Below are 25486 nucleotides of genomic sequence, written 5' to 3'. Positions count from 1 at the left end.
TTAAGCTCTTTTAAATCTTGCTTTTATTTTGTCTAACAGCATAAAGAGAATTTCATCTTTCGCTATGAATAGGATAAGTGCATAAGCCAATCCACATGCTAACATTGTGACGATAACTTGTAGAACTTGTCCGGAAATTATCGTATTCACTAAGAATGCTATTGGTAAAAATGTTAGTGAATAAAACAGGTATTTTAGCTTTTGCATATCGAATAATGTGTAATTTACTTTTAATTTCTTTTTTATATAAATATATTCCAATACAATCAATGTACAGTTAGCAATCGTTGTTGTAATAATTGCTGTTGTTGGTGTAAGTACATGGAAGAATACAAGCGCAAAATTTAATATAAGGTTTGTAAAACCACAAATGAATAAAAAGCGAACTAAAATACTTTCTTTCTTTTTTACATAAATAATTTGGTTGGATAAAATAGATTCAATTCCTACCGAAATCATATAAAATGCGAAAACCATTAATGTGTCACCAGCTCCGGCATATTGCTTTCCGCCATAAATAATAACGGCTCCGTGAGCGATAAGCATTAAACCAATAGCAGCTGGGAACAACGTAATGAAATATACTTTTGAGATTTTGTTTAGTAATGATTCATATTCTCCTTCAGTTGAGTTTCCTGATAAATAAGAAAGCCTTGGAATTGTAACTTGGACAACACTTAGCATAAGTGTATTAATAATGGTCATAATTTGAAAGGGCATTACATAGAAAGCGACCGTAGCTTCGCCTTTATTTTCTAATAAGAAGAGGCGATCTAATTGTGTATATAACATATTGGCGTTTGAAAAGATAACGACTAATACTAAAGGTTTTAAATGTGGAACAATTGTTAAATTAGAAAAATCAAATTTGACTTGACGCTTCACATATATAAAGCTAATGATATGGTTTAAAAATGTTGATAAGGCTAATAAGCCAGCGAATTTTTTATAGTCATCCACTCCGTGAATTAGAGCGAAAAGAAGCACGACATAAGTAAGTCGGACGATAACTGTTTTCTTCGTAATGAAATCATAATTTTCATGTGCCTCGTTAAACCATTCTACGTAAAACAAATTTGAAATAAAATTGAATCCGAAAATGAGCAGTACAGGAAATAAATTCTTGTCGCCGTATCCAAGGTAGCTAAAGAGTACGAATGTTACTAGAGCTAGGATACTGGTTGTAAAGTTAATTACATATAGACTTGTGAACAATTGTGAAACTTTTTTCTTATCATTTTTTACTAAGCTAATTTCACGTAATCCATATTGATATACACCAAATACAGCAAAAATGAAAAAATAATTAAAAATGGTTTCAGCGGAGCTAACAGTTCCTATTGAAGTGGCCCCGAGTGTTCGGTATGCGTAAGGGCCTACTAAAATTGGAAGAATGATATTAAAGGTATTGAGCAATATTTTATAGAAAATATTTGATACAAGTGACTTTTGCATAATTTCACCTTTCCATACAAATGAAAGTCAAATAAAGTACCTTTCATGTGAATCATATTAGTTATTGGAATAGATTCCTTAATGAATCAATTACTACCCGTAGTTAATAACCACGGGTATAAGTTTACCTCACATAAACTTTGTAAAGCAACCATTGGTTGATTCGGAAGAGATATAAATAATGCCCCAAATAAAATTGGGGCATTTGCTTTATCTATATTTCAAATTAGAAAGTGCCTGTATGATACGTACAATACCATAGGAGGCAATTAGACATATCAGTGGTATTATGAAATATCCGTAGCGGTCTATAGCAAGGAATATATTTGTAGATGCTACGTATACGATCACACTGCTTACTAACATCATAAATCGTTTGTGCTTAAAGGAATTTAGCATAAAGCAGAAAGAACTTAGAGCAGTAAAAGCCATTAACAGTTGATGATATTTTTTTACGAATAGAGAGAAGGAGTAATTACCTACCCAAGATGGTCGTATAAATAATTCAATTGTTTTACCAACAGTAAACCAGGAGAACCAATAAGTAAAGTCAGTAGAAAAGCCTTGCTTTATTAAATGTTTTGCATACTCTGATTTATCTGTATATCCAGCGGCATTCATATCGTTAACGATATTGATATAGCCTGTTTTATTAAATGGATCAGCTCCTGCTATGAGAGGATCTCCTCCTTGAGTAGAGAATAAAACAAATTGGTTTAAAGCTAGGAAGTTTCGGAATACCCATGCTCCAATAATAAAGATAGGGCCAATACACCAAAGCAAGCCAATTTTTATTGATTCTTTTATTCCATACGAATAGATAACGACAATCATTGGAATTAGTAGCATAGGTGCGGGATTTGGTCGGAACATTAGTAAAATCGATACTACAATACCAAACCAAACATGAAATTTCACCTTGTTATACTTCCATGCTAGAACAAATAAATAGACTGAGAAACATAATAAAAACATAGAAGGTGGTTCAGTCAGTAACGTACGGAAATAGTGGTACATACTAAAGTAACTAGCATATAGGCCGCTTGCGATAAGGCCATATGATTTCCGTTCAAACAACTCTTTTCCAATTAAATATAAGAGGAGAATTGTTAGTAAATCAAAAATAGTATTAAAACCAGTACCAACATAGTAGTATGGTATAGATGTTATTTTTGATATGATCAGTGCCCCAGTTAATAATAAAGGCTGTCCAGGTGTTACATAAGCATTTTTTTGAGGTGGATCGCTCGGTTCCATATATACATATCCAAATACGCCATGTTCTAATAATTGCTGAGCTGATAATGTATAGTTATATGCATCATTGGCACCATACGTTTTTTTGATTAGTTCTGCATCTACGCCGGGTTGTTTTACTAGGCAAATAATATGTATTATTAGAGATAAAGTTAAAATGATATATAGTGATTTAGGTAATTTTTTTAAAAGCCCTAACATAATAGTCCCCTTTCTTTTTATGTAGCAATATATTACCGTTATTTAGGAATTGAATATTATCAAGCTTATAGTATAGTTTATTTTATGTAGTATAACCACTTTTATCTTTTTGATATATTTATGAAAAGAGCTCTTTTGGTGAAAGAGCGCTTTTGTACAATCTTAGAATCTATCGTATTGCTTTTTTGTAGAGAGATGAGAAAAATTGAATAGTGAAAAAGGCACTTAATATACAGATACAAGGAATAATAAAAAATCCGTATCTAGACATAACTAAAAACATATTTGAAAGCGCAATATAGACGAATACAACAATAGATAAAAGCAAGATTTGTTTGTTTTTTCTATATGCAAGGAAGCAACTTAATCCCGTTAATACAACAAAGAGATGTTGATAGTCAAAGAATTTTATAATCCAAGGTTTAAAATAACTTGTATAAAAATTTAAGGCGTGTGCTTCATTAAACAAGTAAATGGTTTTTCCTATAGTAAACCATGAAAACCAGATAGGGAATTGATTTGTAAGGCCATCTTTAATTAAATGTTTGGCATAATCACCTTTACCTTCTGATGTGTCAGGATAACCTGCATTTATCATGTCTTGTGTCATATTATTTTCATCCCATAAGTAAAACGGATTTGCACCAGATAGTAAAGGGTCACCTGCATGGGAAGAAAATAAATAGGCTTTTCCAAACACCATAAAGTTTCGAATAACCCAAGGAACCATAATTAGAACAGGACCGATGCACCAAATAAACCCAATTTTAATAGCTTCTTTTAGTCCATGCTTATAAACCATCATGCCCCATGCGAGAAGTAATAATGGTCCGGGTGTAGGTCGAAACATTAATGTGATAGAAGCAATAATCCCAAATAAAACATGTAGACGAAATTTATTTTGCTGCAATAGTAGCAGAAAAATAAGTATAGATAACATAAAGAAAAATACAGATGGTATTTCTGTTAGTAATGTTCTAAAAAGATGATAAGCAGAAAAGTATGTTGTGTATAACATACTTGCTAATGACGATATGAATATATTTTTAAAGAGTAATTGTGAGATAGCATAAATGATGGAAATTATCCCTAAATTCAAAACCATATTCGAAATACGTGATAAAGTAATATGATCAATGTGCAGCCATTCAGAAATTTGGAATAATCCAGCTAAATACAACGGTTGACCGGGAGTTACGAAAGCATTCGATTTTGTATCGGCATAACCATATATTCCGTCATGTAATAATTGCCAAGCCATATTTGAATATTTAGAGGCGTCAAGAGAACCGTAAGTCGAAACAGGTTTTCCAAACACTTCAGGTTCATTGAAAACAGATCCAGGGTGTTTTAATAAAAAGTACATATGCATTAGAAATGCAATGATTAAAATATATAAAAGTGGACTTTTCATCGCTTTATATACTTTATTGGATAGCATGGGGACACCTCACTTTAAATTGGTTGTTATTTTGTAATAAAATATGCATTTAAAAGAATGAATTTAACTTCAAATAAATAGATTTTAAAAAGAATAAAGAACCGGTTAGCTGTTGCCAGTAAAGAAAGAATTTCTCCACTTATAAAATAAGAGGAGAAAATCAATTTGAAATTTGTATTTAGTTTTTATTCTGCTTGCTCTTTTGCTTTTGCTTTTGCTAGCTTTTGTTTTAATAATGCATATTCTTGTGTTAATGTCACAAGCTGGTGATGTTGTTTAGATAATTTTCGAGTCAAATCAAAAATTAAGATAAAGCAAAATAACAAGCCGAACAAGAATAAAATAGATGGTGGATATTCTACTTTCAGTAGTTTCCCAATCCAATTTATAATTCTATCAGTAGAACTTAAGATAGCCATGGATATACAAACGAAAATCCATAGAATTGAGTATTTTGTTTCTAGGGCTCCTTTACGAATGGAGTTAATAATAATTAAAAACAGTAAGATAATGAAGATAAATGAAAAGGTGATTATTGGCATTTACTATCAATCCTTCACGATTTTTTGCATTAATATAGAGAGGCTTACTTTAATCATGTAATATGCAGATTTTAAAGGAGTAATAGATGATTGTCCTCCTTGTCTTTCTTGCATATTTACAGAAATTTCATTGATACGTAAACCTTTTTTCTTTAAGTGGATTAGGACCTCTGGTTCTGGATAATCTTTTGGATAGTTATAAGAAAAGATTTCAATTACTTTTCGGTTAATTGCACGGTAACCAGATGTTGGATCCATAAATGTTTGTCTTGTTAATAATTTTAATAAGGCTGTAAAGTAAAAAATACCAATTCTGCGTGAGAGGCTACCTTTATAAGCTGTTTTCTCAGTGAAACGTGAACCTAGTACCATATCGCACTTATTTTCAGCGATAGGTTGAATGATTTTGTATAAGTCCTCAGGATTATGTTGACCATCTGCATCAAATTGAATTGCAATGTCATATCCGTTTATATCAGCATATTTATAGCCAGTTTGTACAGCTGAGCCAATTCCTAAATTGTATGGTAAATTTACAAGATTAACTGGGAATTCTTTTACAATTTCTGATGTTCGGTCGCGTGAACCATCATTAATAACACAAATATCTAATTGCGTGAAATGTTTTTTAAGCTCTAATAGTCTTGTTAATGTATCTCCGATTGCTTCTTCTTCATTGTAGGCAGGAATAATAATCAATGTTTTAGGTATTGAAATTGGTACTTCAACAGACATTTTTGCACCATCCTCTATATAAAAATATGTAATGACATTAAATTAAATGAGCTAATTTAAGCATACTTTACTTAATATATCATTAAAATTATAACAAAATAAAGGATAAAGTATGTAATTTTTGTAAAAGGAAAGGTCTGACTAAGCATTTTTTTGATAAAAAATAGCGAATATAGTAAGACTATATTCGCTAAAAGGTTTTCACTTATACATTCCAAGGCTTATTCAATGTTAATACATCAGCCATTTCTTTACTTTTTGAACGGTTTTCTTTTTTGCTTTGTGCACGTTCTTTTCCGGTTTTGTATAACCAATGTTCTTCTTCTGTTTCTGGTAACACTTGAGGTACAGAAGACGGCTTGCCATCTTTTAATGCTACGAATGTAATGAAGCAAGTAGCAGCAATGCGGCGTTCCCCTTCTAATAAATTTTCTGCAACGACTTTCACAAATACTTCCATAGATGATTTTCCCGTATAGCAAACGAATGCCTCATAGCAAACGGAATCCGTTTGATGGATTGGAGTTAAAAAGTCAACGGAATCAATGGAGGCCGTTACGCAATGTTTCCTACTATGTCTTGCTGCTGCAATAGATGCGATGCTGTCAATTTCCGCTAATAGTTTTCCGCCAAATAATGTTTGATGATTGTTTAAATCATTTGGGAAAACACGCGTTGTTTTAATTGCTTTTGATTCTCTCATAAATTTCTTATCCATATAATCTACTCCTATTTCTGTTTCCTATATAAAAAAGATGGGTATTTTCTATCGAATATTATTTGTTATTTAGACGATTGAGATCCGATAAAAAGTTTACTTCATTAAAATAGAATAATATTGTATTTCTATGCGTGTAACTGAAAGAAAATTTAATTTGTATAGATTGTAGTGTAAAAGAGGTTTCGCTTACATTGCAAGCGAAAAAGTGAATGTTATATTTTTCTATATAAAGTGAAACTTTAATCAGTAGTTTTTTTCATCCCTCACTGATTATTAGCACTAATCAATCAGTACTTTTACAGGCAGTTCATCTCCTAGTTAATTCCGCTCCTTCTGTTTGAATTTCGTGGTGAGAGTATTACTTGCTCGCAAATAGCGGGATAAATTTTCTAACTGTCATGTGCCCATTCATGATAGAATCGTTGTGTTATGAATGAAAATAGAGGTGCAATATACATATGAATAACATACAAACAGGGTTTTCATCTTTTTTTAGTAAAATAATTATTGGAACTATGCTTGCCTTTTTTGTTTATTCTTGCTGGAACGCCTTCGAGGGAAGTAAGCAATTTTTGGGAGGAAGCGCCACAAGTTTAACGATTGTGCTATCAATTTTCGTGATACTCCTTTTACTTCTTGCTTCTATTTTGCAATATCGATTTACGGATAAACAGTTTCTCATTTTTCTAATGAGTATGACAGTGCTGGTTAGACTTGGAGCAGTTCTCTTTTTTGATGCTCCAGTTATAGGTGATATGAGAGCTATGTATGAGACTGCAAAACAAGTTGCGCTAGGAAGCAGTAATGTAACTGTTGTTAGTCAATTACCTTTCATTATATATGAGTCAGTATTGATTCGTGTGTTTGGCGATGCTACATTTGTTTTGCAATTTTTTAATGTTTTGTATTGCGCAGGAACAGCGTTTTTCATTTATCGAATTGCTGCAAGTTTATTTCAAGAAGAATGTGGCCGAATTGCTGCAGTGTTTTACTCGCTATATTTGCCAAATATTCTTTCATGTTCATTATTAACAGGGGAATTATTCTCTATATTTTTATTTTACTTTGCGAGTTATATATTACTACATAAAGGATTGAGTCATTCTTACATGTGGGCATGTGCTGCGATACTATTTGCTCTTAGTAATATGATGTATCCAGTAGGCATATTTATACTTATTTTAGTAATTGTGTATGTCTTGCTAGTGGAAGTGTTCCAAAGTGCAGATAAACAAAATGTATTGTTAAAATTGATAGGGATTTTAGTCGTATTTTATGTTACTCATTTTGCTGTGAATTATGGGATTCAAGCAATGGGAATAAAACAGTATGCCATTTCTAACGATGCGTATGTGCAATCGGTTTTAATCGGGGAAGAGCGTAATAAACAAGAAACCGTTCAAGCACAAAGTATGAAAGAGCGCTTGAGTCAAAAGTTAAAAGAGTTAGAAACAGAGCGGTTAGCTGTGGTTAAGCCAAGTATAGATCAGGTATCATCAGAGGGAATGAATGGGATATTGCTAAAAGGTGAAAAACTCATCTTTATAGCTGTAACTTTATTTATGTCAATTGCGCTTTTACATTTCCTTATTCAGAAACAAAAGAGCGAAGGCTATATGTTGTTACTGTTACTTATAACAGGATATATTGGAATGAAGCTTTTTAATGCAGATATTGTGTACGATGGTTTAACGATACCAAGTCTTTTCATTTTACAAAGTTTAGGTGTATATATGTTGTCATCCTATTGTCAAAAGCTATTTTTCAAAAAATAAAGTGAAGCCTTGCGTAGCAGGAAGGTTTGATCTTATATTTTTAGGGGAATCTTGAAGCGTGTGATAAAAGAAAACTCAACGTTTTTTAAAATGGTGAGTTTTTTCTTATATTTAGGCAATAAGGAGTAACTATTATAAATAAAGAGAATTCGATTTGAATTCTCTTAATGACTTTTATTAGCTTTTGCATGAGCCTTAAAGAAGACTGGAAAATGCACATTATATATAACAGTGACTACACGTATGATGAACGTTACTAGTAAGCAGATATAAAAGGCTAATACGTGTGCACCCATTTCATACGTAATTAGGAAACTAATTGCACCTAGAATAGAAGCAATTGCATAGATTTCTTTACGGAATACATAGGGAATATCTTGAGCGCAAATATCGCGCATAATCCCTCCACCAATACCTGTAATAACACCCATCGAAACAACTAAAAATGAAGCATCAACGTGATGCGACATTGCAGCGTTTGCGCCAATAGCAGTAAAAACGCCTAAACCGACAGCATCTGAAAGCATGATTACAACTTGAAGTTTATTAATGCGTTCAAAAAACATACAAGTAAAGAGAGCTGCTAATACACTGACCAAAAAGTAAATCGGTTGTACAAATGCAACGGGAGGTAGGTTACCAATCATAATATCACGAATAATTCCGCCACCGAGTGCAGTAGCTACAGCTAAACAAAGGACACCAAATAAATCTAGATCTTTCTTTAAACCAACTAATGTACCAGAAATGGCAGCGGCGACAATGCCAAGAAACGTAAATATTTCGATTAATAACATAGCTCTAATCCCTTCCTCTTAAAGATGTTCCAGAGCAAAATATACACTAAAGTTTTAGAAATAACAATTACTTTTCGTTACATGTAGAAAAAAAGAAAAAATGGGGAAAGAAAGCGTTTGAAGATACGAGATATGTGACATGTGAGAAGGGGATTTATTATCTTTTATCTGCATAAATAGGAAGTGGTTAACTAAAAAATTATGGTATAATAAATATTTGAGACGAGTTAGAGGTTTATTGTAAATTGTATAAAGTGAGATAAGGTAATGATAGTTATGGGGGTTCGAGATGTTAGGAAATAATAATTTAAGTAATAAATTCGGGAATTTTTTATTGATTTTCATTATGTTACAGCCGGTTTTAGACTTACTCACGTCATTTTGCATCATGGTTTTAAAGGTTGATACGACAATTGGAATTATTACGCGTATATTTGTAATGGTTCTTGGTGGAATCTATATTTTATTTCAGGCAAGAGAAAAAGAAAATCGTAAATATATCATATATTTAATAGTAGTTGGAATTGTTCTTGCTGCAGGTTTAGTAAATAATAAATTGGTTAAAAGCCCTATCATGTTGGGAGAAGAAATTAAATTTATAGCAAAAGCATTATACCCATTTATTATGCTTACTTGTTACATTTTTGTGTTTAAATCATTACGTGAAAAAGCAAATGCATATTCAAAAATGCGTAACTATATTGTGTATTCAACATTAATTATAAATAGTATCATGGTTATTTCGATTGCGACAGGAACTGATTATAATAGCTACGATTGGGTGAAACTTGGTTCACGTGGTTGGTTCTATGCAGGAAATGAATTAGGGGCCATTTTAGCAGTTGTATGCCCAATCGTCGTTCTATATTCAATTGAAAAAACAACAAGCATAGCGAAAAGTTATTTTTGGATTCCTTCTATTTTAATTATCTTCTCATTATTTGCTGTTGGTACGAAGGTGGGAGTTGGAGCCATTTTTGGCACAATGGTTGTTGCTGTTTTCATGTGTTTTGTTCAGGCATTTTTACAGCGTAAAGATAGAAATAAGAAGTCATATTTACTGAATGGCATCCTTGCGACTGTTGTTTTTGCTGGAACACTAGCATATACACCGTTTTCGCCATTCTTAAAAAATATGGGATTTCACGTCCAAATTCTTGAACAGAAAAAAGAAGTGAAAAAGGCGGAAGAAAAGAAAGAAGACAAGGCACACCATAAACCGCCTGTAACAGAAAAGGAAAAAGCAAAAGAAAAAGCAAAAGAAAAAGAAATAGAGAAGAAAGAGGAAACACAAGCAATAATCTTCAGTGGACGTGAGATATTTGAGAAAATGTATAAAGATTACTATGCAGAGGCTCCAACATCTCAAAAATTATTCGGCATGGGATATGCTGGGAATTTCAAAGAGAAACCGAAGTTAATTGAAAGGGACTTTCATGATTGGTTCTATACATTTGGGATTGTCGGTTTCATTCTACTTTTAATCCCATTTTTATACTTCGGTGTGAAAATTCTTCTCGTACTAGTAACTAGGTTTAAAGAGGTATTTACAGTAAGATACGGGTTATTAGCAACCGCACTAGGATTAAGTATGGGTATTGCATTTATAGCGGGACATGTATTTACAGCGCCTGGAGTAAGTATTTATTTTGCTGTGATTTTTGCATATTTAATCGTTGATTTAGAAATTGAATGATAGAAAAATAAAAGCTAGCGTCACGTTAGCTTTTATTTTTTGTTATAGTAAACTATAAGAGAACATAAAGATGGAGGAAGAAAGAGATGAAAGTGTTGCATATGAATGCTGGAGCAGAAGAAGGTGGCGGGAAAACTCACATTATTTCACTTTTGTCGCAATTTCCAAAAGCTGAAGTTGAACTAGTTGCGTTTGAAGAAGGTGCAATTGCTAGAGAAGCAAGAGAGCTCGGAATTAAAGTGCACGTTTTTTCTCAATCATCTCGTTATGACATATCGATTCTTTCTAAAATACGTACGTTTATTAACGAAGGACACTTTGATATTGTGCATACACATGGTGCGCGCGCGAACTTTTATCTTTCTCTTCTAAAAAGGAAGATACGTGCAAAATGGGTAACAACAGTTCATAGTGATCCAACTCTTGATTTTATGAAGCGTGGTTTGAAAGGTTGGATCTTTACAAAGTTAAATTTACATTCATATAAGAAAGTTGATTTGTTTTTTGCAATTACAGAACGTTTTAAGCAAAATACTGTAGCACTCGGTGTGCCAGCAGATAAAATTTGTACCATTTATAACGGGATTGAGTATGATGACATTCCAGCGAAACCTTATGACTTAAAAGATGAATTAGGTATACAAGAAGGAGTATTTACAGCGATTCAAGTAGCCCGTCTTCACCCTGTAAAGGGGCATAATATTTTATTCGATGCCTTGCAAAAAATAACAATTCCTAATATGAAAGTATTGTTAGTTGGCGATGGCCCGATTAAAGAAGAGTTGAAAGAAGCAGTAAGGCAGAAAGGGTTAGAAGATAAAGTATTATTTTTAGGTCATCGTTCGGATGTAAAAGAATTATATGCATCCGCCGATATTAATTTATTAACTTCTTATAGTGAAAGCTTTCCGCTTGTGTTATTAGAAGCTGCAAATCAACGTTTAACGTCTATTGCAACGAATGTTGGTGATATGGAACAGTTGATTGTCGATCCTACATACGGATGGATTGTGCCAATTGGTGATGCACATGCATTAGCAAGTGCATTAGAGGAAGGATATAAGAAGTGGGAGAATGGCGAATTAGCGGCGATGGGTGAACGTTTGTATGAGCATGCTTCTTCTCATTTCTCATTACGAAATCTATATGAAGATACTTATAAAGCATATAAAAAACTTTTATTGAAATAGAGAGGATTATAATTATGGCAGTACAAACAGTTGATATTTTAGGTGTCCCTTTTTCTACGATGACAATGGAAGAGACAATTCAATATATCATGAAGCAGCTAGAATCAGAACAAACTCATACATTTCAAGTTGTAACAGCGAATCCAGAAATCGTAATGTGTGCCAAAAAAGACCCAAGTTTTCATCAAACCCTTTTAGAAACAGATTTGATTACACCGGATGGTATTGGTGTTGTAAAGGCAAGTGGTATGCTAGGGACACCATTAAAAGAGCGCGTAGCAGGTTTTGATTTAATGAGTGATTTGTTTGGAGCGTTATCGAAAGAGAATAAATCTGTATCTGTTTTTTTACTGGGAGCGAAACCACATGTTGTGAAGGGTGCTGCTGATCATTTAACAAAAACTTATTCAGCTGTATCTATTGTTGGTACGCAGGATGGGTATTTTAAACAAGAAGAGGAAGAGGGCATCATTGCTCGCATTCAAGAAGTAAAACCGGATATTTTACTTGTAGCTCTTGGATTCCCAAGACAAGAAAACTTTATTCAAAATAATAAGCATCGCTTACAAACAAAAGTAGCTGTTGGTGTAGGTGGCAGTCTGGACGTTTGGGCAGGAGAAGTAAAACGTGCACCAAAATGGATTCAAGCAATTCATCTAGAATGGTTTTACCGTCTATGTAGCAATCCGACGCGTTGGCGTCGTCAGCTTGTATTAGCTGAATTTCTAAAAGAAGTGATGCGTTCGAAAAAGTAGCGAAATATCGCTACTTTTTTTATTTGTGAAAGCTAAAAATGTAGTATTCTCCACTAATGGAAGCCCTATTTTATGGGAAGATTAAAAAGAAGCTTTTAAGTGAAAATAGGGATAAAAGTATTTTACTTATACAATATACACATGTAAAATGAAGTGTAAAGACACCTGTGTAAGGAGGACTTCTAGTGGGGGATATAAAAGAAATTTCAAAGCGCAAGCTTCTTGGAATAGCGGGGCTTGGTTGGTTATTTGATGCAATGGATGTTGGCATGCTTTCATTTGTCATCGTTGCGCTGCAAAAAGAATGGGGATTAAGTAGTCAGGAGATGGGGTGGATCGGAAGTATCAATTCTATTGGTATGGCGGTGGGAGCACTTTTATTTGGCATATTAGCAGATAAGTTGGGGCGCAAGTCTGTTTTTATTATGACATTATTATTATTTTCTATCGGTAGTGGGTTAACGGCATTAACAACAACATTAGCTATGTTTCTTATATTGCGTTTTTTAATCGGTATGGGGCTTGGTGGAGAATTACCAGTAGCTTCGACACTTGTATCTGAAAGTGTCGAGGCTCATGAACGCGGGAGAATTGTTGTATTACTAGAAAGCTTTTGGGCGGTTGGCTGGTTAATTGCAGCTCTAATTTCTTATTTTGTAATTCCAAAGTATGGCTGGCAAGTAGCGATGGTATTAAGTGCGATTCCAGCTCTTTATGCACTGTATTTACGATGGAATCTACCAGATTCGCCGCAATTTGAAAAAGTTGAGAACAAACAATCTGTTATTACAAATATAAAGGCGGTTTGGTCTGGAGAATATCGAAAAGCGACGATTATGTTATGGATCTTATGGTTCTGTGTTGTCTTTTCTTATTATGGCATGTTTCTTTGGTTACCAAGTGTAATGGTACTAAAAGGATTTAGTCTAATAAAAAGTTTCCAGTACGTATTAATTATGACATTGGCACAGCTTCCCGGATACTTTACTGCTGCATGGTTTATTGAACGCCTCGGCCGTAAGTTTGTGTTAGTTACGTATTTAATTGGCACAGCATGCAGTGCGTACGTCTTTGGAGTAGCCGAATCGCTTACAACATTGGTGATAGCAGGAATGTTACTGTCCTTCTTTAATTTAGGAGCATGGGGTGCGTTATATGCATATACACCTGAGCAGTATCCGACAGTAATTCGCGGTACTGGAGCAGGTATGGCTGCAGCATTTGGCCGTATTGGTGGTATTCTCGGTCCATTGCTAGTAGGTTATCTTGTTGCTTCACAAGCGTCTCTTTCATTGATCTTTACAATTTTTTGCGGTTCCATTTTAATTGGGGTGCTTGCAGTAGTTGTGCTAGGGCAAGAAACGAAGCAGCAAGAGTTGGTATAACGAAAGAAGGGAGTCCAAGAGGCTTCCTTTTTTGTTGTTTTTAAGGAAAGTGATGGTATAGTAAATAGAAAATAAGGCTAGAAAAAGGGATTGTTTCTTACTAAGGCGAATGTATACAACAAGACATATGGACAAAAGAATTAGGTGGTTGGGCAGATGAAAATTTTACTTATCATGGAAGATGCAGAACATCGAAATCGATTTATTGAGATATTTACAGAAAATATGCGAAATGTAGAGTGCTTTGAAGCAGGAACAGGAATGGAATCTTTACAAGTAGCTAAAAAGCATATTCCTGATTTCGTTTTTTTAGATACAGAATTAAAAGATGGTACAGGGTTTGAATTCTCTAGTTTATTACAACAATTAAATTGCGATACAAAGTTTATTTTTATCGGTGAGGATATAGAAGAGGCGATAACAGCTTTTCGCTTCCAAGCGTTTTATTATTTACTACGACCATTTCGTGAAGAAGATTTACAATTTCTCGTATATAGAATGGAACAAGACAAAGGAAAGAAAATAAAAAGCCATTTGCGAAAACTTCCGATTGAAAGTCATGAAGGGATTACGTATATTTTTCCAGAGGATATTGTATATGTAAGTAAGAATAAGGAGAATAAAACGGTTTCAATTTATACAGCGAATAATCAGTATATTTCAACATATACACTTCAAGAATTGGAAAATAAATTAACAGCATATGATTTTTTACGTGTTCATAAAAGTTATTTAATAAATGTTATGCATGTTCAGGCATTAAAGCCTTATTATAATGGAACGTATAACCTTTATTTAGATAGGTATGATGAGAAACCGATTCCTGTTAGTCGAAACTATGTAAAACGACTTCGAAATAAAATTGAATTATGACAAGTTGTAAGTGAATTTCAACATGTTAACATAAGAATCCTTCATGATAAGGAGGATTCAAATTAAATATTCAGAAAATTTAGTACAATCTCCACTAAGAAGTAGTATAGGGGGGATTGTATGTGAAGGCGTTTAAGTCAATTTTACTTTGGGGTATCATCGCAGCATTAGGAGCAACCGGATTTGGTGTAATTGCCCTATCACAAGGTGAAACAATTAATGCTGTATGGCTATTAGTAGCAGCTGTTTCTGTATATGCAGTTGCTTATCGTTTCTATAGTAGATTTATTGCACAAAAAGTATTTGAGCTAGATAATAATCGGCAAACACCTGCTGAGACGCTAAATGATGGAAAGGATTATGTTCCAACAAATAAATGGGTATTATTTGGACATCACTTTGCGGCAATTGCAGGAGCGGGTCCATTAGTAGGGCCGATTTTAGCAGCGCAAATGGGATATTTACCAGGAACAATTTGGATTATTGTTGGAGTTGTAATTGCAGGAGCAGTACAAGATTTTGTTATTTTATTTGCTTCCATGAGACGTAATGGAAAATCATTAGGCGAAATGATTAAAGATGAGATTGGTCCTGTAACAGGATTAATTGCGATGATTGGTATTTTAGGTATTATGATCATTTTATTAGCAGTATTAGCTTTAGTAGTTGTGAAAGCACTTGTCGGTAGCCCTTGGGGAATGTTTACGATCGCAGCGACAATTCCAATCGCTATTTTAATGGGTGTTTATATGCGTTATATTCGCCCAGGGCGTGTTGGAGAAGGATCAGTTATCGGTATTATTTTACTTCTTTTATCTCTTGTTGGAGGACAGTATGTAGCTGAGAATCCTACGCTTGCAAGCATGTTTACTTTTAGCGGTGAAACAATTGCAATTATGCTTATTGTATACGGTTTTATTGCGTCTGCATTACCGGTGTGGATGCTCCTTGCTCCACGTGATTATTTAAGTACATTTTTAAAGGTCGGAACGATTGTTGGGCTAGCAATTGGAATTCTAATTGTAGCACCAAACTTACAAATGCCGGCTGTATCCAAGTTCATTGACGGAACAGGTCCAGTGTTTTCCGGAAATCTATTTCCGTTTCTATTTATTACAATTGCTTGCGGGGCTGTATCAGGATTCCATGCTTTAGTTTCCTCTGGTACTACGCCGAAGATGATTGAAAGAGAAGGGCACGCACAACCAATTGGTTACGGGGCAATGTTAATGGAATCGTTCGTTGCGGCGATGGCCATGATCGCAGCTTGTGTATTAACACCAGGGACATATTATGCAATTAATAGTCCGGCAGCTCTTATCGGAACGGATGTATCACAAGCAGCTCAAGTTATTTCTTCTTGGGGATTTGCAATTACACCAAATGAATTAAAGGATCTTGCTGTAAATGTTGGTGAACAAACGATACTATCTCGTACAGGAGGAGCGCCAACATTAGCAATTGGGATGGCCTACATCTTTTCACAAGTAATCGGTGGAACTGCGATGATGGCATTCTGGTATCATTTTGCTATTTTATTTGAAGCACTATTTATTTTAACGACAATTGATGCTGGTACACGTGTAGGGCGATTTATGATTCAAGATATTTTAGGGCATGTATATAAACCATTTGCGAAAACAGATTCTACACTGGCTAATGTGATTGCAACAACGTTATGTGTGTTAGGATGGGGGTATTTCTTATACCAAGGTGTAGTTGATCCGCTCGGTGGAATTAATACATTATGGCCACTCTTTGGAATTGCTAACCAGATGTTAGCGGGTATTGCGTTATTGCTCGGAACAACGATATTGTTCAAAATGGGGAAAAAGGCGTACGTTTGGGTTACGCTTATCCCAACGATAGGTTTGCTGATTGTTACGATGACAGCAGGCTACCAAAAATTATTCCATGAGAATCCGAAAATTGGATTTTTATCGCATGCAAAAGTATTCCAGAGCGCCTTAGATGAAGGGAAAATACTAGCACCGGCCAAAAATGTGGCACAAATGAAGCAAATTATCTTCAATGATTATATCGATGCTACGCTTTGTGGAATTTTCATGTTAGTTGTAATAGCAGTTCTTATTTCTGCTATTCGTATATGGATTAAAGTATTGCAAAATAAATCTATACCATTAAAAGAAGCACCATATATTCCAAGAGATGAAAGTGAGTCGAGAAATTATGCTTAAAAAATTGGAGAAGGTGTGGAGAACACGAAAGCAATTTATTAGTTTGCTTGTTGGAGTACCAAGTTATGAAACGTACGTTATCCATATGAAAGAGTACCACCCAGAAGCACCGATTTTATGTCGAAAACAGTTTTTTGCTGAGGCGCAAGAAGCTAGGTTCAATGCGAAAGGTGGAAAAATATCAAGGTGTTGTTGAAGAGAAAGAGCGATTCGTCGCTCTTTTTTTACTTTTTTGTTGTTTCACGTGAAACAGCAAGAAAGTAAAAAGTTTTGGAATTGATAGAAGTAAAATAAGTTTAGCATCATAAAAAACAAGCTATCTATAGATAGCTTGTTTTTTATGATGCTATTTGCGGGCAGTAATACTCCCACCTCAAAGTTCAGCGAAAGCAAAGAAATTACGTGGGAGATAAACTACCCGTAAAATTCCGATTGGTGAGGGCTGATAATCAGTGGGGATGAAGCCCCACTGATTAAAGTTTCACTTTATTCCTTATACAAGTTCTTTTCCAGCAGCAAATTTACGATATGCACCGTGATGTGTTGGTCCTACATATTCGTTAATTTTGAATGAGTGACGAATTGCTGCTGTGATGAATTCTTTTGCAGTTTTTACCGCCTCTTTTACAGATTTACCTTTTGCAAGTTCTGCTGTAATTGCTGCAGAGTATGTACAACCTGCGCCGTGTGTATTTGTTGTATCAATTTTCTCTGATTCTAAAAGATCAAATGTTTCTCCATCGTACAATACATCGATTGCAGTTTCTGTACCTAGCTTGCTACCGCCTTTAATTAGTACATATTTTGCACCTAAAGCATGGATTTTTTTAGCAGCTTCTTTCATGTCTTCAAGAGAATTAATTTTCACACCGCTTAGTTGATATGCTTCAAATAGGTTTGGTGTAACAACTAATGCTTTTGGAACAAGTACATCGCGTAAGCAGCCATTTGTTTCAGGATGCAATGCTTCATCTGCACCTTTACAAACCATAACTGGGTCTACTACTACATTTTGTAGATCATGCTTTTCAATTGTTTCAGCAACTATTTCAATGATTTCAACAGATCCAAGCATACCCGTTTTTAAAGCATCAACACCAACACCTTCAATTGTTGTTTCTAATTGTGGTTTGAGTGTAGAAGCAGGAATCGGGAATACGTTATGTGCCCAGCCGTTATGTGGATCCATTGTTACGATTGTTGTAAGAGACGTCATTCCGTATACACCAAGTTCTTGAAACGTTTTTAAATCCGCTTGTATACCAGCGCCACCGCTTGTGTCAGAACCAGCGATTGTAAGTGCTTTGTTTAATGTCATTGTGAAAGCCCCCTTAGGTAATATAATGAAAACTACATTTTTAACCATTATATCAATGTTGTGAATAAGTACAAAGTGAAAAAGTTACTTGTTTGTTTGAGAATACATTGAATTTGGTACAATGAGAAAAGAAAATATTGTATGTAGGAGACAATTTATGTTTCAAGAGAACCGTATAAGCGAATTAGCTATATTAAAAGAAATTGCAGAAACATTAAATACATCTAATGATACATATCATGTGCTACAGGCGGTATTAGAAAAATTGCTGCATGTTACAGGATTAACAACCGGATGGATTTTTCTTGCTGATGAGAATGGTAGATATACAAAATTAATTGATTATCATTTACCAGCAGCACTTACATTTGAAAATAAACGACCAATGTGTGAAGGAGAGTGCTGGTGTTTGCGCCGCTTTGTGGAAGGAAAATTAGAGCGAGCGGTTAATATTATTGAATGTAAGAGAATTAATAATGCAATTGAATATGAATGGGGTGACACCGAAGGGATTCTTCATCATGCAACTGTCCCATTAAAAGCTGGTGGAGAAGAATTTGGTGTACTAAATGTAGCAAGCCCAGGAAAAACACATTTTTCTGAGGAAGAACTTATGCTGCTGCAATCGGTTGCTTTGCAAATCGGAACAGCTTTAAAACGGACAAAATTATATGAAAATGAAAAGAATAGGGCTCATTATTATGTAAAACTAGAACGTTTTATTCAAAAACTAAGAAAAATCCATAAGTTAAATACATTACCAGAAGAAGTTGTAAAACAAGTGGGAGATGTATTTCAGTGGGAGAAAGTTTCGTTTTTTATAAAGGAAGAAAAGAAATTATCTATGCGAGCTTGCTATAAGAAATATGTATCGGAAAGAGATATGGAGTTAGAGAGTATTGCAAAAGAAGCGATAGAAAAAAATCAGCCTGTTTTGTTGAAAAGACAGTCTAATGCCTCTAGCATTGTTGCTCTAATACAAATTCGAAATCAAGTGTTTGGTGTTTTATGCGTGAGTTCGAAGCATGGAGAGTTTGATGAGAACACTGTAGATATTGTACAAGCGTTAACGAATCATATTTCATTAATGATTGAGAATTTACGGTTAAATGAACAGCGGCGTGAACTTGCTCGGATGGAAGAACGAAACCGTTTGGCAAGGGATCTGCATGATTCAGTTTCACAAAAGTTATTTTCATTAACATTTATGACGAAGGGTGCCGAAGCTGTTTTAAAGGGACAAAATGAAACGGTAGATCAATCTCTTCATGAGATGAGGGAATTAGCACAAGGTGCCTTAAAAGAAATGCGAGCACTTATTTGGCAACTTCGTCCAGCAGGGTTAGAAAAGGGTTTGCTACTCGCTTTAAAGCAATATGGAGAGAACTTAGGGCTGAACATTCGTGAGCAAGTTAAAGGTGTGCGTGAGTTACCGCGTGTAGTGGAAGAAACATTATGGCGAATTGGACAAGAGGCTTTAAATAATGTGAGTAAACATGCGAGGGTAACAGAGGCGACAATTTATTTGAAAGTAACAGAGAAAGAAGTGTCCTTAGAGGTAGTTGATTATGGCCTCGGTTTTATAGAAAAAGATATAAAAGAGAAGAAATCACTTGGTATGACTACAATGCGAGAACGAGCAGAGTTAATCGGTGGATGTATTACAATTGTAAGTGAAAAGAACCGAACAAGGATAAAGGTTATCGTACCATTATGATGTGAAAATGAGGGGAACTTGTGAAAATAAAAGTATTATTAGTTGATGATCATACAGTTGTTTTAAAAGGATTAGCATTTTTCTTAAGCACGCAAGAAGATTTGGAGCTAGTTGGAGAAGCAAATAACGGAAAAGAAGCGTTAAAGAAAATAGGGGAGGCACAGCCAGATATTGTTTTAATGGATTTATATATGCCAGAGATGGATGGGATTGAAGCAACCTCGTGTATTAAAAAAGAATATCCAAATGTGAAAGTGCTCGTATTGACCAGCTTTTCTGATCAAGCGCATGTTTTACCAGCTTTAAAGGCCGGAGCGAGCGGATATATTCTAAAAGATGTTGAACCAGATCAACTTGTGGAAGCTATCCGTAGTGCATATAAAGGAAATATTCAGCTTCATCCTGATATAGCAAGTGCGCTTCTTTCCCAAACTTTGCCGCAAGAAGAGAAACAGGAGTCATCAAATATTCATGTAGATGTACTAACGGCAAGGGAGAATGAAGTGTTGCAGCTCTTGGCAAAAGGGATGAGTAATAAGGAAATTGCATCCGTGTTAGTGATCACAGAAAAAACAGTAAAAGCTCATGTAAGTAGTATTTTAGGAAAATTAAATTTATCGGATCGTACACAAGCAGCTTTATATGCAGTGAAAAATGGGATCGTATAAGACAAAAGTCGTAGGACTAGTTCGCCTTTAGGAGGTGGACTTTTTTTATGAAAAGATACGTCTATGTGAGGAAGAAATTGTTAGGATGAGAGGATAAAATGTATTTGTAAACAACAATAATTACAGGGGATTGCCCCTTTTTAGCGAGTAGATAATAAACAACGTAAGAGTGAGTAATAGGAGGAAAAAAGGCATGACAACAGTTTTATTTGTAAAAGCTAACAACCGTCCAGCAGACCAAGCAGTTAGTGTGAAATTATATGAAGCATTTTTAGCAAGCTATAAAGAATCACATCCAAATGATACAGTGGTAGAACTTGATTTATACAATGAAGAATTACCATATGTAGGCGTAGATATGATTAATGGTACATTTAAGGCGGGAAAAGGATTTGATTTAACAGCAGAAGAAGCAAAAGCAGTAGCTGTTGCTGATAAATATTTAGAGCAATTCCTTGCAGCTGATAAAGTGGTATTTGGTTTCCCGTTATGGAACTTAACAATTCCAGCTGTACTGCACACATATATCGATTACTTAAATCGCGCTGGTAAAACATTTAAATATACACCAGAAGGCCCAGTAGGTCTTATTGGAGATAAGAAAATTGCGTTATTAAACGCACGCGGTGGTGTATATTCTGAAGGACCAGCAGCAGAAGTAGAAATGGCTGTTAAATATGTAGCAAGCATGATGGGCTTCTTCGGTGTAACAAATATGGAAACTGTTATCATTGAAGGTCATAATCAATTCCCAGATAAAGCAGAAGAGATTATTGCAGAAGGTCTTGAGAAAGCTGTTAAAGTAGCAAGCATATTCTAATGAACAAAATAATCGTTACTCAATAAGCAGTATCAATGTCTTTATGGCATTGGTACTGCTTTTTTTATTGTCGTTTGAGTTCATCTGCTAACTGTTGTAATTGCTTTCTGTCTTGTATCAAATACATTCTTCCTTCTTTTTTTAACCAATTTTGCTGACAAAACTGCTTTAATACATACAAGAGGTGACGATAACTAACATTTAAGTATTCAGAGGCCTCTGTATGTTTTTCAAGGTAACAATTGCTTTGCTCTGTTAACAAAATGAACGCCGCTAATCGATTTTCTAAAGGGTAGTTATAGCTTTTGGCATATTGTTCAGTTCGAGTAATTGTTTTTTCTCCAATGAATTTGCACAATTGCTGTAAGAAAGGGGCGTCTTGTAATAAGAGATGGCGACAATCTTTCAAGGGAAGAGCTAAACAGATACATGCTTCCATAGCTTCAATCCCTTTTGTTAATGTCTCTACTCCAATTAATCCTAATTCTCCAATGATTGATGGTGCTTTTATAAAATTAATTAAGGAAATCCTGCCATTCTGATGGCTCATATATATTTTTGCTTTTCCTGAAATTAAGTAATAGAGGTAGGGAAATTCCTCTCCTTCGTTACAAATGGTTTCATTCTTTTGAAATGAATGAACTTCTATATATGGCAAAATATCAAACGAAAAGAACATTTGGAAGTTGAAGCGTTGTACATAGCTATAAATTTCATCTGAATTTTTTTCGATTTTCATTTTTTCACCTCTCATTTAGTATGAGATATCTCCTATTCTTTTTACAAGCGGTAGTGATACGATTTATTTGAGAACAAAAGAAAAATTGTGTTTTTATATAAGAAAGGAAGAGAATCAGCATGAAGGGGACTACAATACCATCATTGAAGAAATATCAAACATTACTATTTGATGTAGACGATACGTTATTAGATTTTAAAGCAGCGGAAAGAACAGCGTTACATTTGCTTTTTAAGGAACAAAAAATTCCTTTAACTGATGAAATTGCAGCACATTACAAAAAAATAAACCAAAATCTGTGGAAATCCTTTGAAGAAGGAAAAATAGAGCGTGATAAGGTAGTGAATACTCGATTTTCAATTTTATTTAAGAAGTATGGTCAAGAGGTGGATGGCCTTTTGCTTGAAAAAAAATATCGTAGTTATTTAGAAGAAGGAAATCAGCTTATTCATGGAGTGTTTGAATTCATACAAAATATTCAAACCCAATATGATTTATATATTGTGACAAATGGTGTTTCTAAAACGCAAGATAAACGTCTGCATAATTCAGGATTACATTCATTCTTTAAGGGCATTTTTGTTTCAGAAGACACTGGTTATCAAAAACCAATGAAGGAATACTTCGATTATGTCTTTGCACGAATTTCTAATTTTTCTGTGGAGAAAGGATTAATTATCGGGGATTCTTTAAGTGCAGATATTAAAGGTGGGCAGCTAGCCGGGCTAGATACTTGCTGGTTTAATCCTGAAAAGAAGTTAAACGATAGCGGGATAGTTCCGACTTATGAAATTCAAACTTTTGATGAGCTGTATGAAATTTTAAAATGTTAGTTCTTTTGAGGTTTTAAGGGAAATTTTATCATTTTAGCCGAGAAGACCCCCTCCTCTAAACGAAGTGAAGGTGGGGGTAGTTCAATTTACTATTCGATATTCGCGCTAGCCGCTTGTTTATTCTCACTATTGTTAGGGAGTGGAAATAAATTTCCAATCATTGCAGCTCCAAGCATCGGTAATAATAAATTAATCGGGAAAAACATAAGTAATAGCACTGTAATAGCGATTGGTTTTCGTAATGCATAGCTTGAAATGGCTGTCGTCACGATAGCTACAGAAGCAATTGGATCTAGCGGTATGACAGTGGCCATAGCATATCCAATACTTGCTCCAGCAAATATAATCGGAAAAATGTGTCCTCCACGCCAACCTGTATTTAAACAAACTGCCGTTATACATAATTTTAAAACACCTGAAAGAAACAGCACCCCAAATGATAATTCTGTCCACTCATTCACTAATTCTTTTAATTGGTGTTCTCCTGAAAACATAGTATATGGGAGGAAAGTTCCGGCAATCCCTAAAATAATGCCACCTATAATCCCTAATGTTAGTTTATATTCTTGAAAAGGATGTACTACTTTTTCCAATGTATGTTCTACCTTGAAGTAAAAATAACCTATACTAGCACCTATACAAGCAAGAGGTAGAAAGGCAACCCATTCATGAAGCGCAAAAGATCCTTCTCCAAAATTAACAATAAAAGATCCTCGATTATCAAATTTACTAAGCAATAAATAAACAGAAAAACCAGCCAAGGTAGTAGCGACATATACGATAGCTTTTTTCCCTTTGGAAACTTCAGCAAGTCGTTCATTCTCATTTTCACTTGGAGCTAAGTAACCGAATAACGGTGCATTAAAAATAACGCTTAAAGTAGCGCCAATTCCAATTTCTGTTAGTCCCTGCATTCCTTTTACAGCAAAATGAAAGCGATCGCCAACCCATGTACAAAGCCCGCCTATAATCCCGACAAGTGCTGCTTCGGGCCCTAAGCTTGCTCCAAATACTAAAACAATAATAGCTGTTAATGTAGCTTGATGTACAAAACGGTATTCAATCCTACCTGTTTTCTTATATTCAGCCATTACCTCTGGCATTAAACGTGGGTATGTACCAAAGTACTTTTGTGATAGTCCAATAAGAAAACCACCGATTATTGTTACACAAATTGTGTAATAAGATGGTAATGCAAATTCTTTCGGTAAATATTCCCAAACGAAATGAATTCCAGCATTGGTGACAACTAAAAATAACCAGACTGTGGCACCAACGATAGAACCTAGAAATATACCGTACACGATGAGTAAATAGTGCATATTTCTCCTAATAGTCAATTTTTATGCCTCCTCTATTTATACGTTATTATGAAAAATTAGAGATTCTAATACGAAAATAATGAATTGAATATGCATATTATCTTTTTAAAGAATTACTTATTCAACATATATTATAAACATCATTAGTATTATTTCTTTTAAAGAAGCAAAATACAAGTGATGTTTAAAGCTTTTGATTTCATCGAAATGATACTGATCATGTCATGTACGGAAATAAATATAAATTGTTTAAAATGCTATTGTAATCCCTACGAGAATTGTATACTAGTATAAGTTAAAATACGCATTAGATTTAGGAGGTCTCTTGTTTGATTCGTGATTTGAAAGAACAAGCGCTTGATGAGCTTGATGAAAGATGGGGATTAGCAGTAGGAGTTACTACATTGTTCTTTATATTCCCTTTCGTATGGTCTTGGAGCTGGAGTAAAGTAATAGAATCGTTTATGATGGATATTATTGTCATGCTAATGGTTGGGCCCTTAACTTTAGGTGCTTACTATCTTGCCTTAAATACAGTTCGTGACAAGACAGTTGGGATTGGGCAATTATTTAAATGGTGTAAAGGGTTAAATAAGCTTATTAAATCAATTTTAATATATTTACTAATGGATATCTATATTACTTTATGGACATTGCTATTTATCATTCCAGGGATTGTTAAAATTTTCTCTTACACTATGACATTTTTTATTTTAAATGATTATCCGGAATTTTCAATGAACCAAGCTATTACGGAAAGTCGTCGTATGATGAACGGACATAAGATAGATTATTTCTTAATATGTTTAAGTTTTATTGGCTGGTTTATACTAAGTATCCTTACTTTAGGAATCGGTTTCTTATGGTTGATTCCATATTTTTATACTACAAAAGCAGCGTTTTATGAGAAAGTTTCAACAGACTATTATAAAAGAAAATCTTATGTTTAAAAACAACAAAGCATAAATGTTAATGGTTCATGCTTACTGTTCTTTATAAGCATTTTATAAATTGTTATACCATTGAACGACTTGTGACCTCTTACTTT

At 34.4% G+C, this 25486-nt stretch carries 23 protein-coding genes; 13 read left to right on the top strand and 10 right to left on the bottom strand.

All coding sequences use genetic code 11. The features are described 5' to 3' along the window. The 6 genes from ORL93_RS25190 to ORL93_RS25165 all read right to left on the bottom strand — a co-directional run bounded on the left by ORL93_RS25190 (position 1) and on the right by ORL93_RS25165 (position 6349). The gene (locus tag ORL93_RS25190) at positions 1-1455 is read right to left on the bottom strand and encodes an oligosaccharide flippase family protein (RefSeq protein ID WP_265959654.1); all 1455 of its coding nucleotides are present in this window, start codon (positions 1453-1455) and stop codon (positions 1-3) included. A 210-nt stretch (positions 1456-1665) separates the two neighbouring features. Beyond that, complete coding sequence (locus tag ORL93_RS25185; protein WP_033796606.1) at positions 1666-2913, bottom strand: glycosyltransferase family 39 protein; 1248 nt, start codon at positions 2911-2913, stop codon at positions 1666-1668. Positions 2914-3082: 169 nt separating this feature from the next. Continuing rightward, the gene (locus ORL93_RS25180; protein WP_097793973.1) at positions 3083-4354 is read right to left on the bottom strand and encodes a glycosyltransferase family 39 protein; all 1272 of its coding nucleotides are present in this window, start codon (positions 4352-4354) and stop codon (positions 3083-3085) included. A gap of 185 nt (positions 4355-4539) precedes the next feature. Further along, the gene (locus ORL93_RS25175) at positions 4540-4896 is read right to left on the bottom strand and encodes a DUF2304 domain-containing protein (RefSeq protein ID WP_097793974.1); all 357 of its coding nucleotides are present in this window, start codon (positions 4894-4896) and stop codon (positions 4540-4542) included. Positions 4897-4902: 6 nt separating this feature from the next. After that, a complete protein-coding gene (locus tag ORL93_RS25170; protein ID WP_033796604.1) occupies positions 4903-5631 on the bottom strand; it encodes a glycosyltransferase family 2 protein in 729 nt (242 codons plus the stop codon). 205 nt (positions 5632-5836) lie between these two features. Then, positions 5837-6349, bottom strand: a complete 513-nt coding sequence (locus tag ORL93_RS25165) for an acyl-CoA thioesterase (RefSeq protein ID WP_003202512.1) — start codon at positions 6347-6349, stop codon at positions 5837-5839. A 461-nt stretch (positions 6350-6810) separates the two neighbouring features. Here ORL93_RS25165 and ORL93_RS25160 point away from each other — a divergent pair, with 461 nt between their 5' ends. After that, the gene (locus tag ORL93_RS25160; protein ID WP_097793975.1) at positions 6811-8127 is read left to right on the top strand and encodes a glycosyltransferase family 39 protein; all 1317 of its coding nucleotides are present in this window, start codon (positions 6811-6813) and stop codon (positions 8125-8127) included. 164 nt (positions 8128-8291) lie between these two features. Here the strand turns inward: ORL93_RS25160 and ORL93_RS25155 are convergent, their stop codons facing one another. After that, the gene (locus tag ORL93_RS25155) at positions 8292-8924 is read right to left on the bottom strand and encodes a trimeric intracellular cation channel family protein (protein ID WP_003202516.1); all 633 of its coding nucleotides are present in this window, start codon (positions 8922-8924) and stop codon (positions 8292-8294) included. Positions 8925-9213: 289 nt separating this feature from the next. Here ORL93_RS25155 and ORL93_RS25150 point away from each other — a divergent pair, with 289 nt between their 5' ends. The 7 genes from ORL93_RS25150 (at position 9214) to ORL93_RS25120 (ending at position 17217) form a co-directional block, all read left to right on the top strand. Continuing rightward, the gene (locus ORL93_RS25150) at positions 9214-10620 is read left to right on the top strand and encodes an O-antigen ligase family protein (RefSeq protein ID WP_265959653.1); all 1407 of its coding nucleotides are present in this window, start codon (positions 9214-9216) and stop codon (positions 10618-10620) included. Between the two features lie 86 nt (positions 10621-10706). Next, the gene (locus ORL93_RS25145; RefSeq protein WP_097793977.1) at positions 10707-11810 is read left to right on the top strand and encodes a glycosyltransferase family 4 protein; all 1104 of its coding nucleotides are present in this window, start codon (positions 10707-10709) and stop codon (positions 11808-11810) included. A gap of 14 nt (positions 11811-11824) precedes the next feature. Beyond that, positions 11825-12565 (top strand): WecB/TagA/CpsF family glycosyltransferase, encoded by a 741-nt coding sequence (locus ORL93_RS25140; RefSeq protein WP_003202522.1) that lies wholly within the window; start codon positions 11825-11827, stop codon positions 12563-12565. A 185-nt stretch (positions 12566-12750) separates the two neighbouring features. Continuing rightward, complete coding sequence (locus ORL93_RS25135) at positions 12751-13950, top strand: MFS transporter (protein WP_016112772.1); 1200 nt, start codon at positions 12751-12753, stop codon at positions 13948-13950. Between the two features lie 156 nt (positions 13951-14106). Further along, positions 14107-14823 carry a LytR/AlgR family response regulator transcription factor gene (locus ORL93_RS25130; protein ID WP_018782416.1) on the top strand — a complete coding sequence of 239 codons (717 nt, stop codon included), beginning with the start codon at positions 14107-14109 and terminating at the stop codon, positions 14821-14823. Between the two features lie 122 nt (positions 14824-14945). After that, positions 14946-17021, top strand: coding sequence for a carbon starvation protein CstA (gene cstA, locus ORL93_RS25125; RefSeq protein ID WP_097793978.1), 2076 nt, complete (start codon positions 14946-14948; stop codon positions 17019-17021). Continuing rightward, a complete protein-coding gene (locus ORL93_RS25120; protein ID WP_141556335.1) occupies positions 17014-17217 on the top strand; it encodes a YbdD/YjiX family protein in 204 nt (67 codons plus the stop codon). The genes cstA and ORL93_RS25120 overlap by 8 nt, the downstream gene beginning before the upstream one ends. Positions 17218-17514: 297 nt before the next feature. On the opposite strand, the gene pdxK is transcribed toward ORL93_RS25120, so the two are convergent. Next, on the bottom strand, positions 17515-18339 hold the full coding sequence (pdxK, locus tag ORL93_RS25115; protein WP_097793980.1) for a pyridoxine/pyridoxal/pyridoxamine kinase: 825 nt from the start codon (positions 18337-18339) through the stop codon (positions 17515-17517). A gap of 157 nt (positions 18340-18496) precedes the next feature. Between pdxK and ORL93_RS25110 the strand changes: the two genes are divergently transcribed. The 3 genes from ORL93_RS25110 (at position 18497) to ORL93_RS25100 (ending at position 21544) form a co-directional block, all read left to right on the top strand. Further along, positions 18497-20056: a sensor histidine kinase gene (locus ORL93_RS25110; protein WP_098160850.1), complete on the top strand. Its 1560-nt coding sequence runs from the start codon at positions 18497-18499 to the stop codon at positions 20054-20056. Between the two features lie 20 nt (positions 20057-20076). Beyond that, complete coding sequence (locus tag ORL93_RS25105) at positions 20077-20724, top strand: response regulator (RefSeq protein WP_097793982.1); 648 nt, start codon at positions 20077-20079, stop codon at positions 20722-20724. A 193-nt stretch (positions 20725-20917) separates the two neighbouring features. Next, positions 20918-21544 carry an FMN-dependent NADH-azoreductase gene (locus tag ORL93_RS25100; RefSeq protein WP_097793983.1) on the top strand — a complete coding sequence of 209 codons (627 nt, stop codon included), beginning with the start codon at positions 20918-20920 and terminating at the stop codon, positions 21542-21544. A gap of 64 nt (positions 21545-21608) precedes the next feature. Here ORL93_RS25100 and yeiL read toward each other — a convergent pair whose 3' ends face one another. Then, the gene (gene yeiL, locus ORL93_RS25095) at positions 21609-22283 is read right to left on the bottom strand and encodes a transcriptional regulator YeiL (RefSeq protein ID WP_097794015.1); all 675 of its coding nucleotides are present in this window, start codon (positions 22281-22283) and stop codon (positions 21609-21611) included. A 143-nt stretch (positions 22284-22426) separates the two neighbouring features. On the opposite strand from yeiL, the gene ORL93_RS25090 reads away from it, so the two are divergent. Then, entirely contained in the window at positions 22427-23116 is a 690-nt protein-coding gene (locus ORL93_RS25090) for a YjjG family noncanonical pyrimidine nucleotidase (protein ID WP_098160877.1), read from the top strand. A gap of 89 nt (positions 23117-23205) precedes the next feature. Here ORL93_RS25090 and ORL93_RS25085 read toward each other — a convergent pair whose 3' ends face one another. Beyond that, entirely contained in the window at positions 23206-24438 is a 1233-nt protein-coding gene (locus ORL93_RS25085; RefSeq protein ID WP_371389022.1) for a chloride channel protein, read from the bottom strand. 329 nt (positions 24439-24767) lie between these two features. On the opposite strand from ORL93_RS25085, the gene ORL93_RS25080 reads away from it, so the two are divergent. Next, a complete protein-coding gene (locus ORL93_RS25080) occupies positions 24768-25388 on the top strand; it encodes a DUF975 family protein (protein ID WP_097793985.1) in 621 nt (206 codons plus the stop codon). The last annotated feature ends 98 nt before the right edge of the window (positions 25389-25486 follow it).

Origin of the sequence: Bacillus sp. DHT2 (assembly GCF_026241455.1) — a bacterium.
Taxonomy (GTDB): domain Bacteria; phylum Bacillota; class Bacilli; order Bacillales; family Bacillaceae_G; genus Bacillus_A; species Bacillus_A pseudomycoides.
The sequence above is the reverse complement of the archived record's forward strand: the minus strand, read 5'-3'. Positions and strand labels throughout refer to the sequence as shown.

What these genes read in the sequence shown, in the direction of transcription:
- ORL93_RS25190 (WP_265959654.1), bottom strand. Translation starts at nt 1,455, where the DNA reads ATGCAAAAGTCACTTGTATCAAATATTTTCTATAAAATATTGCTCAAT.
- ORL93_RS25185 (WP_033796606.1), bottom strand. Translation starts at nt 2,913, where the DNA reads ATGTTAGGGCTTTTAAAAAAATTACCTAAATCACTATATATCATTTTA.
- ORL93_RS25180 (WP_097793973.1), bottom strand. Translation starts at nt 4,354, where the DNA reads ATGCTATCCAATAAAGTATATAAAGCGATGAAAAGTCCACTTTTATAT.
- ORL93_RS25175 (WP_097793974.1), bottom strand. Translation starts at nt 4,896, where the DNA reads ATGCCAATAATCACCTTTTCATTTATCTTCATTATCTTACTGTTTTTA.
- ORL93_RS25170 (WP_033796604.1), bottom strand. Translation starts at nt 5,631, where the DNA reads ATGTCTGTTGAAGTACCAATTTCAATACCTAAAACATTGATTATTATT.
- ORL93_RS25165 (WP_003202512.1), bottom strand. Translation starts at nt 6,349, where the DNA reads ATGGATAAGAAATTTATGAGAGAATCAAAAGCAATTAAAACAACGCGT.
- ORL93_RS25160 (WP_097793975.1), top strand. Translation starts at nt 6,811, where the DNA reads ATGAATAACATACAAACAGGGTTTTCATCTTTTTTTAGTAAAATAATT.
- ORL93_RS25155 (WP_003202516.1), bottom strand. Translation starts at nt 8,924, where the DNA reads ATGTTATTAATCGAAATATTTACGTTTCTTGGCATTGTCGCCGCTGCC.
- ORL93_RS25150 (WP_265959653.1), top strand. Translation starts at nt 9,214, where the DNA reads ATGTTAGGAAATAATAATTTAAGTAATAAATTCGGGAATTTTTTATTG.
- ORL93_RS25145 (WP_097793977.1), top strand. Translation starts at nt 10,707, where the DNA reads ATGAAAGTGTTGCATATGAATGCTGGAGCAGAAGAAGGTGGCGGGAAA.
- ORL93_RS25140 (WP_003202522.1), top strand. Translation starts at nt 11,825, where the DNA reads ATGGCAGTACAAACAGTTGATATTTTAGGTGTCCCTTTTTCTACGATG.
- ORL93_RS25130 (WP_018782416.1), top strand. Translation starts at nt 14,107, where the DNA reads ATGAAAATTTTACTTATCATGGAAGATGCAGAACATCGAAATCGATTT.
- ORL93_RS25120 (WP_141556335.1), top strand. Translation starts at nt 17,014, where the DNA reads ATGCTTAAAAAATTGGAGAAGGTGTGGAGAACACGAAAGCAATTTATT.
- pdxK (WP_097793980.1), bottom strand. Translation starts at nt 18,339, where the DNA reads ATGACATTAAACAAAGCACTTACAATCGCTGGTTCTGACACAAGCGGT.
- ORL93_RS25110 (WP_098160850.1), top strand. Translation starts at nt 18,497, where the DNA reads ATGTTTCAAGAGAACCGTATAAGCGAATTAGCTATATTAAAAGAAATT.
- ORL93_RS25100 (WP_097793983.1), top strand. Translation starts at nt 20,918, where the DNA reads ATGACAACAGTTTTATTTGTAAAAGCTAACAACCGTCCAGCAGACCAA.
- yeiL (WP_097794015.1), bottom strand. Translation starts at nt 22,283, where the DNA reads ATGAAAATCGAAAAAAATTCAGATGAAATTTATAGCTATGTACAACGC.
- ORL93_RS25085 (WP_371389022.1), bottom strand. Translation starts at nt 24,438, where the DNA reads ATGCACTATTTACTCATCGTGTACGGTATATTTCTAGGTTCTATCGTT.